This window comes from Dapis brunnea BLCC-M229, from assembly GCF_050015995.1.
In the GTDB taxonomy this organism is placed as follows: Bacteria; Cyanobacteriota; Cyanobacteriia; order Cyanobacteriales; family Microcoleaceae; genus Trichodesmium.
This window is the reverse complement of sequence record NZ_JBNHEP010000294.1, coordinates 1-17,077: the sequence shown is the minus strand read 5'-3', so window position 1 is coordinate 17,077 and position 17,077 is coordinate 1. Positions and strand designations below refer to the sequence as shown.

The following is a 17,077-nucleotide window of genomic DNA, read 5'->3' as shown; positions in this document are numbered from 1 at the left end:
TGTAGACCAAGCATTATAGTCTAATTTGGCCAGTTAAGTTGTGTAAGTCCCAATATCTAAATATCTGATCGACGAGGATATCAATGATCTCAGCTATGATTCAAGTACAGGTGAGTTATGGGTTTCTACTGTACAAGATCCGATTGCCATTCTGGAAAATCCCATTGGCTTTACACTTAGCACCGACAACATCTCTTTTAGTAGTAACGATATTCTTTATGGCGGCAATAGCGGTGACGATGTTCTTGGGGGATAGACACCATAAATGACTTCGATTAGACCTCTCCAGAAAATAAAATTGCTCTTTATTTAAGACAAGCTAGAGTTGTCAAATTAACTCTCCAAAATCATTTTTCGTATCTTTTTCGTGAAAATATATTCCCTGTTCCCTACTAGCCTCAAAAAATCTATATCTTTTTCGGAGACGTCTAATAGCAGCTTAAATTATTGATTTCAACTCCTCAACTTGACAGCGGATGAATCTTAAAACCTAGATTCATCCGCTTTTTTTGTGGTTATAGAAGCCCTAAGTGTATTTCTGCAAAGCTGGGGGTTTTTGGCAAAGGAGTCAGGAGGAGCGAGTCAGGAGTCAGAGAAATAGGATAGGGGAAAAAGGTAGAATCTAGGCCCCCATCTCCGAATCTCCCCATCTCCCCATCACCCAATCACCCCATCTCCGAATCTCCCCATCTCCGAATCTCCCCATCTCTTTTTAAATAGCTATCAAATGGGTTCTATATAATTGAAGCGATCGCTCCACCTACAGATGGGTTGTCCCTTGAGCATCAAACCTGTATAGATTTGTGGGACATCTACTCTAACTAAAAATCCACGCGACTTTAGTCCGTGGAGTGTCAATTAAGACTGCACTGAATAAACCTGAACTTTCCTGAATAAACCTGAACTTTCCTGAATAAACCTGAACTTTCCTGAATAAAATTCTACGACATTTTTTGTATATCTACGCCAAAATACTGAGTCATTAATATAGACAAAATTAATTTAATATCAATTTTTAGTTACTAAAAAAATCTGTATATCTCAGGTCTAGACTTGATTATAAGCAGATTTATTTTTTTGCCAATATAGCCAATAACTAAGTTTATTGTCCAAATTTACTTCAAAAAAGTTCAGTTTTATTCAGGTGGAAAACTCCTGAACTTTCCTGAACTTTTATGTATTGTTTTTTCCGAAAATCTCTGCAATACTAATAATATCAACAAAGGAAAGAAAACAACCTCTTCCCAATCAAACAACTAAAAATTAACTGAAGGAGAATAAAACGATGGCAACAGCAACTGAGGGTAACGATGTTCTTCTAGTAACTAGCGACGATAATTTTCATGTGAATGGTGGTGATGGTAATGACCTAATCATAGGTTTTGAAGGCGATGATGAGTTACTAGGTGGTAATGGTAATGATATCCTCATAGGTGGTGCTGGATACAACTTCTACATGGGAGGAAATGGTGCAGATGTCTTTGGTATTGTTGATGACGGTCTTCCCGAGCTGATTTCGGACTTCAATACTGTTGAAGGTGATGTAGTTATGGTTTCTGCCGAGGATATGGGAAGTGACTTAGATGACTATTCAGCAACTGTTAGTGGTGGAGACACTTACTTAGAGTTTCAAGGTAGTACATTTGCTGTCCTCAATGGAGTAGAAAATTTCGATGTTGCGGAAAATCTAAAAATTATCAATGGTCCAAACGGTCTGTATCAAATTGGTAGTAATGGTAATGATTCTATTGAATCTGATGACAATAGTAACATTATTGTCGGCTTGGAAGGCAACGATACTCTCAATGGTCAAGGTGGTAATGATGCTCTCTATGGTGGAGGAGACGACGATCATCTCATTGGGATGTCAGGAAAGGATTCTCTCTATGGTGGAGAAGGCAACGATTATCTCTCAGGTCGGCAGGGCAACGATACTCTTGATGGTGGAGAAGGTAACGATATTCTATACGGTAACAAAAATGGTGATGTTCTCATCGGTAATTTAGGGAATGATTTTCTTGATGGTGGGTCGGGCAACGATACTGTTGATGGTGGGTCAGGCAACGATACTCTTGTAGGTGGCAGTGGCTCAGATACTTTTATTCTGGAAAACTCTGGCAGTTACCCTATTATTAAGGACTTCAATGCATCTGAGGGAGACATCATTCAAATAGATAAGTCTGAATATGGTATCAATAGTATCGATGACCTCGATTTGAGTCTTAATCCTTCTACAGGTACAGTTATGTTAACTAATAATAATATCTGGACTTGGCTTCCAGAGCCAATTGTGACTCTGGAAAATCCAATTGGCTTTGAAGTTAGTAACGAAAACATCCTCCTTATCTAACAACTGAATTTACCCAAGTATTAGACTGGATTATTTTTACCAGGAATTAGAACAATACTATCAACTAAACACCAACATTATTAGAGCTATGATTACTCGTATATTTACTAAACTCACTAAATTTCAGCCATTAAACCCCTTGCGCAAATGGCTAGACCATATCGAAATCAACAATCCCAAATTAGCCAAATTTCTCTGCCAATTAATTCCTAGTCAGTGCCCCTTTGAGCGGGATATCACTTTTTTTAGTCGTATCTCGTTTCATATTCCTCCGATGTGTAAACTTAATCCTCTTTACAATGAACTAATTGGTTTAAGGTTTAAAGCATTGTGTTATTTGGCGGATGTTTGTGGAGAAGATATTGGTTTATACTGTTAATTGTCAGAAATAAAAGTTTCTTTCATCAGGTGCAACTCAAATTCTTGAATTTCAACTCCTCAACTTTAGTGTGGATGAATTTATTTTGAAAATTCATCCACTTTTTTTGTGGTTATAGTTATATAAGTAGCCTAATAATTGAGGCGATCGCTCCACCTACAGATGTGTTGCCCCTGTTTCATCAAACCTGTATTGAATTTGTGGGACATCTACTCTAAAATACTGAACGATCGCCTCTATACGACATTTACTTTATTGCTTTTTTCAACAACTGAATAAAACTGAATTTTCCTGAATAAAACTGAACTTTCCTGAATAAAATTCTCTTACATTTTGCGTATATATAGGCAAAAATACCATCATGAATTTGTCGTATATATACGCCAAAATAGTTAGTAATAAATACTTGCAAAAATCAATTTAACATATCTTAAAAATAGACATTTTTCAATCCTAGCATTGATTATAAACGTATTGATTAAATGTTCAAAGATAAATTTATCGGCAAAATTCTCAACCTAAAAGTTCAGTTTTATTCAGGTGGAAAATTCCTGAACTTTCCTGAACTTTTCTGTATTGTTTTTTCCGAAAATTTCAGCGATAGTAATATCAACAAGGGAAAGAAAACAACTTCTTCCCCATTAAGCAAATACAATTGAACTCAGAGGAAAATATCATGACTGATTATCCATATGAAAAGCATAGTGAAGGCAGCTCCGATTATCGCTTTTATGACTACGGTCGTATAGATATGGAAGAGGAAGGCGTAAACACATTTGACAATAGTTACAAGTATATAGGACTGGGGACAGAAGATCATTGGTGGGGTACAGAATCGTTTGAACAGTGGAAGTACTACAGCAAGATTATGGGCACAACTGACGATAATACTATTCAAGGCAATGGAGATTTTAGTAATAGTGACTTTGGTGGAAGAGGTGACTGGATTTATGGTCGCGGTGGCAACGATGAAATATGGGGCTATGAGGGGGATGATACAGTCGATGCTGGTTCTGGTAATGATGTGGTAGTAGGTGGTGACGGTGACGATTTATTAGCAGGTAAAGACGGTAACGATCAATTGCGTGGTGATAACGGTAACGATATATTGCGTGGAGGAAATGATCATGATGTCTTGTACACGGGTAGTCTGGCAGATGGTGCAAGCGATGTGCTGAGTGGTGAACATGGCACCGATACCTTCATCTTGGGTGATTCTACCCTGCAACAGTCCGATGTAGTTACGGGAGAAGGTATTGACTGGGGGAACCTAGCTCTCAGCTTGGCTGGAGATGTCACTGACTTGGGTTTTACAATTGTTCCTGGTTTGGGAACCGTCGGCAAAATTGCCAAAGAATTTGTACCGATGGTGTTTGATGTAGCCAAAGCTATCTCAAATGATGGAGAATCAGTTGGAGCCCCGGTTGAAGGCAAAACTGGTTCTGCAACCATCGAAGACTTTAACCCCACCGAAGATGTCATATATATTCCTCTGCCATTAGATGGTGATATCTATCTCGATCAAAATTCTAATGGCAATAATCTGCTCAAAGTTATGCATGACACGAATAGCACTGACGTTATTGCAACGGTTCAATTGTCTAATGAATTGAATAGTCTTGAAGGTTACTCAAGTGGCGAACTTCAGAGAGACTGGTTCAGTATTATTGAACGCCAAGCGTTGATTATTGATTCTAACGATGCGAAAGACTATAAAACTAACACAAAACTGAATATTGCTGATGAAGACCTCGAAAACCTGGGGACAAACAAATTTTTGGTTCTTGGAGCCTATTCTGAAGTTCAGATAGGAGGTAACAATGGTGCCAACTATATGTATGGAACACAACTTAATGATGTCATTGCTGGCTATGAAACAGAGAGTGCGGTAGCTACGGCTGGTAATGATGTAATGTACGGATTTGAGGGAAACGATGAGTTTTCGGGTGGACAAGGTTCAGACCGTATTTATGGTGGTGATGGTTCTGATACAGCCAACTACATCCATTCTACCGGAGGCATTAACGTCAACATAAGCCAGAACACTGTTAATGATGGTTTTGGAACTACAGATACGTTGGATAGCATTGAGAATATCATTGGTAGTTCTCATAAAGATACTGTAACTTTCAAGGGCGCGGGGACGGCTGTCAACCCTAAGATATACAGTTTAGATGTTTCAAGCGAAAAACCAGCTAGTGATGAAACTGGCATTTTCATCGGCATTGAAGAGTTTATAGGTTCTGATGCTACCAATGACACCATTGATTTCAGCAGTTTAAATGGCCCACTAACCGTGACAGTGAATAAGACTGGAACAGCAGAAGTACTAGATGAGTCAACAAATGAGACTTACACCGTCAAAGATTTTGAGAGGTTTATCGGTTCAAAATCCAGCAACGACCGATTCGAAATAAACGACCCTGGTATTAGCCTGGATGATTATTCCCTTGAAAGCTTTGAACTAAAGGGAGCCACAACTGCAGTGAGATTAGCTCAACAGAATGGATATGAGACTACCGGACAGTTGCCTGGAAAAGTTATCCACACTGGAAACACAACATACATTGGATGGTCGAGCCAAGACCAATACCCGCGGATGGTAGCTGATTTCAATAGGGATGGCAAAGACGACATCATTGGTTTTGCTCAGAGAGTAGCTACTATACAATACTCCAGAGGTGATGGCACATTTACTAGCTATAATACGCTTAACAACACTGGTGCTTTCAGTTTTGGCACCCTAGGAAGCCAAAACGATTATCCTCGGGCGGTAGGTGATATCAATGGGGATGGTTATGCTGATATTGTGGCTTTCCGTGAAAATGACATACTTGTAGCTGAGAACATCGCCGATCCTACCTTACCAGCCCCAGAGATGTTTCCAGCCGAAAATATCAAAGTGGTTGATAATTTGAGCCTGACTAGAAATAAAGGTGGTTGGGTAACTCAAGACCGATTCCCCCGGATGTTAGGTGATGTCAATAATGATGGTTTTGATGATATTATTGGTTTCGGTGCAGGCGATGTGTTTGTGGCTCTGTCCAACGGTGATGGTACTTTTGCAGATCATATAGTGGGTATGAGAGGTGATTTCACTGTTGCTGATGGCTACACTAGCCAAAACGAATATCCCCGGTTTGTGGGTGACATCAATAAGGATGGCAATGTTGATATTGTGGGCATTAACGGTAATCAAATCCGCTATGCTTACGGACAAAACGACGGTACTTTCAGTAAGCCTTATATCTGGGACGATCAGTATAATTACATGAGCAAGAGTCAGGGTTGGGATAACCAAAACATATATAGACGAGCACTGGCCGACATCAATGGTGATGGTAAAGCCGACATTATTGGTTTTAATCCTGATGATAATCAGATGTATGTTTCTTTCGCCACACGTGATCGAGTTCAGTTTGGCAGTCTTCAGAGCAAATCCGGATTTGATGCACCTGTTCCTATGGATAACATAACTGATGCTCATCTTGTCAACAGCTTTGGAGCAGCTTGGGACCAATACCATGCTCCTCGCATGCTGGGCGATATTGATGGTAATGGCCAAGCTGACATTCTTGGTTTTGGTGGGGCTGGTCTTTATGCTAATATATGGGAAGGTGCCGCCGACATCTAAGGTTTTGCGACTTCGGGAGGCTGGTAACGACTATGTTGCCAATGGGGCAGGAAGATTTGAATGTTGTCAATGATTTTGGCTTCATTGAGTCTGACTAAGGGTAACTCAAATTCTTGATTTCAACTCCTCAACTTTATAGTGGATGAATTTAGTTTTAAGATTCATCTGCTTGTTTTATGCTTATATATATAAGTGGCCTAATAATTGAGGCGATCGCTCTCCTAAAAGATGAAGTTACTCTTTTTTTCATTCAAATTATAGAATATCTAGTCTAAAATACTGAATCATATCTACTCATCAAAAAATCATTTAACACTGCACTGAATTTTCCTGAATTTTCCTGAACTTTCCTGAATAAAATTCTACGACATTTGTCGTATATCTACGCCAAAATACTGATAAATCCCTATTTATTTAGTCCAATCCATAAGATTCTACCCTAAAATATTCAGTTTTATTCAGTTTTATTCAGGTAGAAAATTACTGAACTTTCCTGAACAAAACCGTATTGTTTTTTCTGTGAATATACGCAATAATATTATCAACAATCAAACAACCAACAGTTAACTTAAGGAGAATAGGAAAATGATAGTCGAAACAGCGCCAGTAGTTGTCGTAGAAGAGTGGAATCCATACTACATTGACGGGAAAAACTTTTATTTGATTATGAATACTATAAACAAAACAATAGATGTTTTTAAGATAGTTAGCGATCCAAATTTTACAGATCGATTGGCAGGTGTAAATCTCACATCTGCTGATTTGAGTATGAGCGATCTAGATGAAATTAATCTAAGCGGGAAAATTCTCAGAAATGCTTATTTACTTTGTGCTAATTTGAAAGGAACTAATTTTAGTCATAGCGACCTAACTCATGCTAATCTGAGTGGAGCCATAATGTGGTCTGCTAACTTCCACAATGCTGATTTGAGTGGATCCGATCTCATAGGCGCTAGTTTCTGGAGTGCTAACTTAGAGAATGCTAATCTTACAGGTGCTAATCTTTGGCGTAGCGAGATTGTAGATGCGGAATTAAGTAAAGCTAATCTCACAGGTGCTAATATGAGTCGTGCCAACTTAAAAAATACTAATCTTACAGATGCTAATTTAAGTTATGCTAACCTTGATGAGGCTAATCTTCATAAAGCCAACCTTACAGGTGCTGATGTGAGTCATGCTAGTCTTGAGCGGGTGAACTTGAGACATTCTAATCTTGTTAGCACTAAACTATTTCATGTTAATCTAGTTAGCAGTAAATTAAACTATGCCGATCTCACAGATACTAATCTTGAAGGTGCTAATCTCGAAGGTGCTAATCTCTGTGATGCCAATCTTAATAATGCGAAATTGAGAGGTGCTAACTTAAATTATGTTAACTTCAGAGGTGTAAAAATTAATCACACTACAGAATTAGATGATAAGTGGTATCTTGTCTGGGATATTGTTAATCATGGAGCTTATGGTCAAATTTTAACTGGTATTAACTTAGAGAATGCTAACCTTAAAGGTGCTAATCTTGGGGTGGCTAATTTAACAAATGCGAATTTGCACGGCGCTAATCTGAGATATAGTAATTTAAGCGATGCTAATCTCAGTTATACTAATTTCAGTGATACTAATCTTACAGATATTAATTTAATCAATGCCAACTTATATAATGCAAATTTGCATGGTGCTAACCTGACTAATACTTTATTGTTTGAGACTCAATTGGTCAAGACAAATATGATGAATGCTAATTTGAAAAATGCTCAGTTACTGGGAGCTGATTTAAGAGAAGCTAACCTAGAAGGTGCAAAATTAGAGGGTGCGATATTTGGCTATAATTTGGGAGTTTCTGAAGAAATGAAGCAGGAGTTAATTAAACGTGGGGCAATTTTTCAGGATGAGTATTAAATTTTTGAAATCAAATAATATTCCTACAGATTGTTTCTGTGATATTATTAGGACTTACGCAGTACAAGAGACCTCTTGCAAAAGTTTTAATTAAATCAATTCAAGATATAAAATCAACAATTTCATTCCCCCTATTCCCTATTCCCTATTCCCTATTCCCTATTCCCTGACTTCTGCAAGAAGTCTAAGGTATTGTCGTCATTGCGACCAACAGGAAAGCTATCTCAAATCCTAGTTTTTCGTACCTCATGCGTAAGTTTTGATTATATAAAATCTGTTTAATAAGGACACTCTTGATGATTGAGATTTTCATTAACATAGAATACAACTATCAAGTCTGTAAGTTATTAAAGTTCAAATCTACTTCTATTCTTACTGTAGTCTACCTTTGTAAAAACCGCCATAATTTCAACTCCTCGACTTGATAGCAGGTGAATCTAACAGCTAGATTCATCTGCTTTAATCATTTTTCGTATCTTTTTCGTGAAAATATATTCCCTATTCCCTGTTCCCTGTTCCCTACTAGCAGCAAAAAATCTATATCTTTTTCAGAGATGTCTAATAATTTATAGCTCTCCGATCCACCTTATAGTCAAGCAAATATTTAACTTAGTAATTGAACAATTCGATCGAATTGATAGTTATCTGCAAAACTTTGTAGTTGGGCAGCTAGCACTGCTTTTTCTGGCGGAATATCTTTAATTAACTGCATCACTTTTTTACCCCGGAGTTGACTTGAGGCTTGGTACAGTTCAGTTAACCACTCAGAGGACATATCTTTTAAGATGACTGATAAATCTTCTGAATTAACTTGCTTTTGATCTTGACAACAAATCGTCTTTTCCAGTTTCTGACCATTACCCTCAGATTCTTGATAAATCAACTCTACTCCCAAATATTCCTTTATCTTCTGCCAAATCACCTGCTCCCGAAAAGGTTTAACTATATAGTCATCAAAACCCGATGCTAGAACTAACTCTTGCTCTCCAAAAACACTAGCAGTCAGAGCAATAATCTTTGTCCCTATAGCAGGTGACTCTAACTGTGATTCCCACTCTCTAATCTGTTTGGTGGCTTCATATCCATCCATCTCAGGCATCTGCAAATCCATCCAAATCAAATCTGGACGCCATGCTTTCGAGATATCTATAGCTTCTCGTCCATTGTTAGCTTGCTCCACCAAAAATCCCTTGGAAACCAGTAAATCTAAAATTAATAAACGATTGTCTGGCTGATCGTCCACCACTAAGATACGATACTCTGGTTGCTCAGGTGCTAAACCAATCACTTTCCCTCTCTCTGCTTTGCCAGGAAAAGCCTGAGTTGAACTCAAACGAATGGGAATCGATAATTGAAAACAAGTCCCTACACCCACAGTGCTTGTTGTGGTAATCTCTCCTCCCATCAAGTTAATAAACTTCTGAGTAATAGCTAGCCCCAATCCAGTGCCCTTTTTAATTTGATGCCCCGCTGTAGTTTGTTCAAAGGCCACAAATAACTTATCGAGTTCTTCTGGAGCAATACCAGGACCTGTATCTTCTACCTCTAATTGAAGCAGTTGATATTCCCTATTTTCTGGAGCTTTCTCCACCTTAGCTCTTAAAATTACCCCTCCTTTGTCAGTAAATTTCACCCCATTACCAATTAAATTAATTAAGACTTGTCGGAGTTTTCCCTCATCTGCAGATATGTATTGGGGTAGATCGGAATCAGGTTCTAATACAAATTGAATTCCTTTTTTTTGAACTTTGAGACAAAACATATCTTGGAGATCTTGAAGAACAGCATGAAGGTCAAAATCTGTTTCATTAACGGTGGTTTGACCTGCTTCAATTTTGGACATTTCCAAAATATTGTTAATTAAGGATAATAAATGTTCCCCACTGCGGTTAATAATTCTCAAACGTTCCTGGTGTTCTGGTTTAAAGGAGGTATCTTGGCACAGAATTTGAGCAAAACCAATCACACTATTGAGGGGAGTGCGTAGTTCATGGCTCATATTAGCCAGAAATTCGCTTTTCGCTTTGTTAGCATTTTCCGCAGCTTGTTTAGCTAGATCAAAAAGCTGAGATTGAGCTAAGAGCAAAATCTGTATATCTAGTAACCGCCACCGTCCATTTGGCCATGCAATTACGATAGGTTCATAAATAAAACTGCTTGGACGCTTAAGTGCAAGTTCTGTTGCTTTATAAATGTTGCAATCTGCACTCAGTAGTAGATACCTTGTTATTAATATCTCTGTATCTAAATTTTTTTCAGACTTAGCCATAATTTCCCACAGGACTTCAATTGGTCGGTTGAGAAAAACTTCTAATCCATAAGGACGACTAAGCCACTCAAAAAATTTCATTCTAGATATCATGCCGATGATTTTATTATCAGCAGTAATCATAACGCCTGGTAGTTCTAAATGCTCGTGAAATGCTTCTGACACAACTTTGCCCAAGGTGGTTATTTGAATTTCAAAGTCATGGCTAGGAAGATCTGCTAAACACGAATTAAGACTAAGCTTATCTAATTCCAATTGTTGAACAAACATGATTTACTTAAAATTGAAAATTAACTAGAAAAAATTCAGTAATTGAACAATTCGATCAAATTGATAGTTATCTGCAAAGTTTTGCAGTTGAGTAGCTAGCACTGCCTTTTCTGGCGGAATATCTTTAATTAACTGCATTACTTTTTTACCCCGAAGTTGACTTGAGGCTTGGTGGAGTTCAGCTAACCACTCAGATGGCATATCCTTTAAGATGACTGATAAATCTTCTGAATTAACTTGCTTTTGCTCTTGACAACAAATCGTCTTTTCCAGTTTCTGACCATTACCCTCAACTGATTCTTGATAAATCAACTCTACTCCCAAATATTCCTTTATCTTCTGCCAAATTACCTGTTCTTTAAAAGGTTTCACCATATAGTCATCAAAACCTGATGCTAGAACTAACTCTTGCTCTCCAAAAACACTAGCAGTCAGAGCAATAATCTTTGTCGCCACAGCAGTTGACTCTAAGTGTGATTCCCACTCTCTAATCTGTCTGGTGGCTTCATATCCATCCATCTCAGGCATCTGCAAATCCATCCAAATCAACTCCGGACGCCATGCTTTCCACATCTCTATAGCTTCTCGTCCATCCTTAGCTTGCTCCACCAAAAATCCCTTGGAAACCAGTAAATCTAAAATTAATAAACGATTGTCTGGCTGATCGTCCACCACTAAGATACGATACTCTGGTTGCTCAGGTGCTAAACCAATCACTTTCCCTCTCTCTGCTTTGCCAGGAAAAGCCTGAGTTGAACTCAAACGAATGGGAATCGATAATTGAAAACAAGTCCCTACACCCACAGTGCTTGTTGTGGTAATCTCTCCTCCCATCAAGTTAATAAACTTCTGAGTAATAGCTAGCCCCAATCCAGTGCCCTTTTTAATTTGATGCCCCGCTGTAGTTTGTTCAAAGGCCACAAATAACTTATCGAGTTCTTCTGGAGCAATACCAGGACCTGTATCTTCTACCTCTAATTGAAGCAGTTGATATTCCCTATTTTCTGGAGCTTTCTCCACCTTAGCTCTTAAAATTACCCCTCCTTTGTCAGTAAATTTCACCCCATTACCAATTAAATTAATTAAGACTTGTCGGAGTTTTCCCTCATCTGCAGATATGTATTGGGGTAGATCGGAATCAGGTTCTAATACAAATTGAATTCCTTTTTTTTGAACTTTGAGACAAAACATATCTTGGAGATCTTGAAGAACAGCATGAAGGTCAAAATCTGTTTCATTAACGGTGGTTTGACCTGCTTCAATTTTGGACATTTCCAAAATATTGTTAATTAAGGATAATAAATGTTCCCCACTGCGGTTAATAATTCTCAAACGTTCCTGTTGTTCTGGTTTTAAGTGGGCATCTTGGCAGAGAATTTGAGTAAAACCAATGACACTATTGAGAGGAGTACGTAGTTCATGGCTCATATTAGCTAGAAATTCACTTTTCGCTTTATTAGCCGTTTCTGCATTTTCCTTTGCTATTTGGAGTTTGACTTGAGTGATTTTTAGCTGCTCTAGAATTTCCCGTAATTCTTGGTTGCTTTTTTCTAAGTCTTTCTTAGCTTTAATCCAATCAGTAATATCAGCAATAAAACCTTCAATAAATTGAACCTTTCCATTCTGATTAAAAATCCCTCGTCCTTGTTCCCAAACCCATTTTTCTGTCCCTTCTTGAGAAACTAAGCGATAAGTTACTCGAAATGGTCTTCTTTCGGCGATCGCCTTTTGTACCTGTTGCCAAAGTCTGTCTCGCTCTTCGGGATGAATTAATTGAGCATATTGAGAGGTATTTGTTAAATCTTGAGGTAAATAACCAGTCAAACTATAGCATCCTTGACTGACAAAAATCATAGTCCAATTGGAGTCATTCAGACAACGATAGGCCATACCAGGTAGATTACTCATCAAAGTAGTCAATGTTCTTTGGCTTTCTAGTAGAGAAACTGTCCGTCGTGCTACTTCTTTCTCTAATTCTTGATTAGCTTTTTCTAGGGCTTTTTCTGCTTGCTTTCGAGGAGTAATATCATGCACCATGACTAATACTTCGTCTTTCTCCAAAACCATAATCCGTACCTGTTCATACCGGATTTGACCATTGAATATAATTTGATGCTCGTAGACTTGCAGTTTACCTGTCGCTAAGGCTTCCTGAATATAGTGCATTCGCTTTTCTGCCAACTCAAGTGGCAATAATTCCTTGACAGTTTTACCTTTTTGAAATACTTTTACCTCATAAACACCTGGTAGCTCACTGCTACCAATAATATCTATATAACTCCCGTCACTTCTAATGCGAATCATCAAATCGGGAATGGTGTTAACAATTGCACGATTGGTCATCTCACTGTGACGCAAGGCATCAAATAATTCCTCAAGTTGCCTTGCCATTTTGTTAAAAGACTCTGCCAGGATGTTAGTTTCAATAAATAAACTCGGTTCCACCTGCTGCTTGAGATTACTTTGAGCCAATTTATCTGCAGCTTGGGATATCCTTCTCAAGGGAGTGGTAATCCAATGGGCAGTAAAGAAACCCGCGATCGTAGCCAGACCAAATGCCAGGAAACAAAGTAAAATTGTATGACGATTATTAGCGTAGATTTGTTCCATAAAATCTGCTTCTGGTACAACGACCACCACTAACCAATTCAAACCTTTGTCATCGCGAAACGGTAAAACTTGTAGAAAGTAATTTTTATTCTCAATCTCAAAACGAATTTGCTGAGAACTTGTGATTTCTTTAAACTCTCTATATTTTCCTAGTAAGTATTGACTGGTTGCTCGTGTAATTGAATTACTACTGTCTGTGGCTTTAATTCGTTTTATGGAACTATCTTTCTTAAGGAAAGGGGTTTCCCCTGTTGATGTCGCGACCAACAGTCCATTTGATTCCATGATAAAACTCTGTCCAGTTTTACCAATTTTTATACTTTCGAGAAAATCCCCAATTTCAGAAAGGTGCGTCAGGATATAGAAAACTCCTTGGAAATCACCTTCTTCGCTGTAGATAGGATGTGCTGCACTAATTGCTAATACAGACTGTGTTAAACGGGGAAAAATTCCACTCCACACTGGTTTACCCGCCTTGAGTGCATCTTGATACCAAGGGCGCTGGTATATATTAAATGGTGTAACTTTTATTAACTTTGTCGGTTCTCCTGATTCATCAACAGCGTATGTTTCCATTTTATCATTTGTTGTTGCATTTAATACTCTGACTACGCCAGTGACATTTTCAACAGAGCTAACCGCAACAATTTCACCTTGAGAATTGCCAATTCCAATATCAGTGACTGACTTAAAGAACTGTAACTGCTGCCAAAAATAGCGTCTTAATTCAGTTAAATCTCGGACATTAATATGACCATGAGCAATTTCTTCTTCATTTTTCTGATGGATGAAGTGAGGGATACTTAAAAAAGTTTCTAATTGCTGATCAATGCGATTACCAATTTCTCTACATAACTGTAATGCAAAAGAATTCACAGTCTTTTGTCCGTTACGAAACGAGAGCCATCCGGTAAACCCAACTGCTGCAATAATTTGTATGACAAACGACACCACAAGGGTAGTGCGAATACTCAATTTGGGGATGGGGGTAGTTTTTTTACGGTTCATTTGATAGAAAATGGAGTCAAAGTTTCTCCTTCTTGGGGTCATTTCAGTTATCAGTTATTAGTTCTTAGTTAGCCTCCTATGGTCGGAACTGCGTTAACAGTACCTCAAATCTGAAATAAGAGGTTTGAAATACTAAATTTGATTTTTTTTCATCCCCTTAAAAGGGGCAGGAAGACCCTATTTTTTGTTCGGAGTTACTTTATTTGTATAGATAAATTTAAGTTAAATTTAGGTTAAGTTTAGGTTAAGTAAAAAATACACCAAAGGACACCCTCGGAGATTACCTTAAAAAAAAATAAGGACTTTCACCAAAACTAAGAAAAAAGATACGTCCTGTGAGAACGTGTTATTAATAATAGCAAGAATTTAGGAATGCTAGGATACTGAATTTATAGTATTTTAAATTTTAAGTTAATATTCATATTAAAAGGGTTTTACTACCATGAGGAATTTTGAAGAACTTTTAGCATTGGCTGAAGAATTAATGCAACAAAAAATGGGTCATTGTTTTAGTGATTTACAGCGTACTGTATTACTTACTACTCTACAAGGAAATAGAAAGACTTATGACCAAATTGCAGAAGAATGTGGCTACTCTCCTAAATATTTGAAGCAAGACCTTGCACCTAAACTTTGGCAACTTCTTTCTGAAGCTTTGGACACAAAAATTACTAAGTCTAATATTAAAAGTATACTAGAAAAGAAACTAGAAAAAAAAATGCCTTATCAGCCACAGATGGTTGAATCGTCTTTGTCTGTGTCTTTTTCACCGGTTCCCTCGTCGCCAGTTCCCTCGTCGCCAGTTCCCTCGTCGCCAGTTCCCTTATCCCCAGTTCCCTCGTCGCCAGTTCCCTCGTCACCAGTTATCTCAGTTTCTGAGAAGGGTAATATTCTATTAGTGGACGATCAGCCAGAAAATCTAAGACTGTTGTCTGATTTGCTTGAAGAACAAGGATATGAAATACAACAAGCAATTAATGGTGTAATTGCATTACAAGCGATTGCTGTAGGATCTCCTGATGTGGTATTATTAGATATTCATATGCCACAACTAGATGGCTATACTGTCTGTCAAAAACTTAAAGCAAATCCTAAAACCCAAGATATTCCAGTAATTTTTGTTAGTGCTCTTGATGAAGCGTGGGATAAAGTTAAAGCTTTTTCTGTAGGTGGTAGTGACTACATTACCAAGCCTTTTAAAACAGTTGAGGTATTAGCTAGAGTTGAAAATCAATTAAAAGTTAGACATCTGCAACGAGAAGTTAAATGTCTGCAACAAGAGTTAAAAAAGAAAAACTACCAGTTACAACAAGCTCTAAAAAAATTACAAAACATTGAGCATCAAGGGTTTTCATCATCCTCAAACTCATTGTTGAATAATGTTTAACATCCTCTAGTGGCCGTAAAGTCTGTGTTCATTATCCATTATTCATTATCCATTATCAATTAATGAACGAACCTTAGCTCCTTGGCGAGTTGACTGTGGGTTAGGGTGATTAACTGTTGAATAAAAATTGTAGAAAGTAGTTGCTATTTGTAGAAAAGTGTTTTAATATTAAACAGGTAACTAAAGAAATGAAATAATTCAGGTGAATGCGACTTGTTGACAGACATATTATTAACCGAACACATCAGTATTGGGCTTGGTGTGATCGCTTAGCCTTTAAGTCAAAAAACTTGTATAATTTGGCTAATTATTACTGTCGTCAGCATTTTTTCTGTACTGGTCATAGTCTGGATTTAACTAAACTTTACCACGCCACCAAAGATAGCGATGCCTATAGATCACTACCAACTAAAGTATCAAAACAAATAATAAAATGCTTGGTTGCTACTTGGCGTGGTTATTTTCAGGCCATCAAAGAATGGTCAAAACATCCACAAAAGTTTTTAGGTAAACCCAAAATACCAAAGTATAAAAATAAAACTCAAGGTAGAAATGTAGTTATATATTCAAAGGAATCAGTTTATAGAGCAAGTCTCAAAGATGGTATTTGTCACTTATCTATGAGTCAAATTAAAATACCTGTAGTTGTGGATACTGTAATCGAAGTGAGGATAGTACCTGCTACTGCCTGCTATATAATTGAAGTTGTGTATGAAAAAACAAATCAGCCACAAATAAATTCAAGATATGTAGCCGGGATTGACTTAGGGATTGACCGGTTAGTAGCTCTATCTACAAATAAGCCTGGTGTTAAACCACTGCTGATTAACGGGAAGCCACTAAAAAGCGTCAATCAACTATATAACAAGCGTAAAGCTAAGTACCAAAGTGTGATCAAAGGCCAGAAAAAAACTAGCCGTCAAATTGAAGCTTTAACCTATCACCGAAATCGTTTTGTCGAGAATTATCTGCATAATAGCAGTAAATTAGTAGTTGAGTATTTAACAACAAATAATATTGGGACTGTAGTCATAGGAAAAAATGATAACTGGAAACAAGGTGCAAATATCGGCAAAAAAAACAACCAAAATTTTACTCAAATACCTCACTATAAGTTAATTCAACAGATAACTTATAAATGTCAACTGGTTGGTATCAAAGTTATTGAAACCGAAGAAAGTTACACAAGTAAAACATCTGCTATTGACCTAGAAAAACCGGTAGTGCTCAATATGTAATGATAGAAGAGTAAAAGTTACTGTTGTCCATCTATG

8 protein-coding genes are annotated in these 17,077 nt (G+C 37.6%); 6 read left to right on the top strand and 2 right to left on the bottom strand.

The features are described from left to right. Positions 1-1,285: 1,285 nt before the first annotated feature. The 4 genes from ACP6PM_RS33780 (at position 1,286) to ACP6PM_RS33765 (ending at position 8,259) form a co-directional block, all read left to right on the top strand. Positions 1,286-2,350, top strand: coding sequence for a calcium-binding protein (locus tag ACP6PM_RS33780; protein WP_426591224.1), 1,065 nt, complete (start codon positions 1,286-1,288; stop codon positions 2,348-2,350). 88 nt (positions 2,351-2,438) lie between these two features. Beyond that, positions 2,439-2,729: a Mo-dependent nitrogenase C-terminal domain-containing protein gene (locus ACP6PM_RS33775; RefSeq protein WP_426591223.1), complete on the top strand. Its 291-nt coding sequence runs from the start codon at positions 2,439-2,441 to the stop codon at positions 2,727-2,729. A gap of 676 nt (positions 2,730-3,405) precedes the next feature. Beyond that, a complete protein-coding gene (locus ACP6PM_RS33770) occupies positions 3,406-6,363 on the top strand; it encodes an FG-GAP-like repeat-containing protein (protein ID WP_426591222.1) in 2,958 nt (985 codons plus the stop codon). Between the two features lie 585 nt (positions 6,364-6,948). After that, positions 6,949-8,259 (top strand): pentapeptide repeat-containing protein, encoded by a 1,311-nt coding sequence (locus ACP6PM_RS33765; protein ID WP_426591221.1) that lies wholly within the window; start codon positions 6,949-6,951, stop codon positions 8,257-8,259. A gap of 604 nt (positions 8,260-8,863) precedes the next feature. Here ACP6PM_RS33765 and ACP6PM_RS33760 read toward each other — a convergent pair. Both ACP6PM_RS33760 and ACP6PM_RS33755 read right to left on the bottom strand, forming a co-directional pair. After that, the gene (locus ACP6PM_RS33760; RefSeq protein WP_426591220.1) at positions 8,864-10,798 is read right to left on the bottom strand and encodes an ATP-binding protein; all 1,935 of its coding nucleotides are present in this window, start codon (positions 10,796-10,798) and stop codon (positions 8,864-8,866) included. 24 nt (positions 10,799-10,822) lie between these two features. After that, positions 10,823-14,458 (bottom strand): ATP-binding protein, encoded by a 3,636-nt coding sequence (locus ACP6PM_RS33755; protein ID WP_426591219.1) that lies wholly within the window; start codon positions 14,456-14,458, stop codon positions 10,823-10,825. A gap of 400 nt (positions 14,459-14,858) precedes the next feature. Here ACP6PM_RS33755 and ACP6PM_RS33750 point away from each other — a divergent pair, with 400 nt between their 5' ends. Both ACP6PM_RS33750 and ACP6PM_RS33745 read left to right on the top strand, forming a co-directional pair. Continuing rightward, the gene (locus ACP6PM_RS33750) at positions 14,859-15,803 is read left to right on the top strand and encodes a response regulator (RefSeq protein ID WP_426591218.1); all 945 of its coding nucleotides are present in this window, start codon (positions 14,859-14,861) and stop codon (positions 15,801-15,803) included. 206 nt (positions 15,804-16,009) lie between these two features. Beyond that, positions 16,010-17,041 carry an RNA-guided endonuclease InsQ/TnpB family protein gene (locus tag ACP6PM_RS33745; protein WP_426591217.1) on the top strand — a complete coding sequence of 344 codons (1,032 nt, stop codon included), beginning with the start codon at positions 16,010-16,012 and terminating at the stop codon, positions 17,039-17,041. The last annotated feature ends 36 nt before the right edge of the window (positions 17,042-17,077 follow it).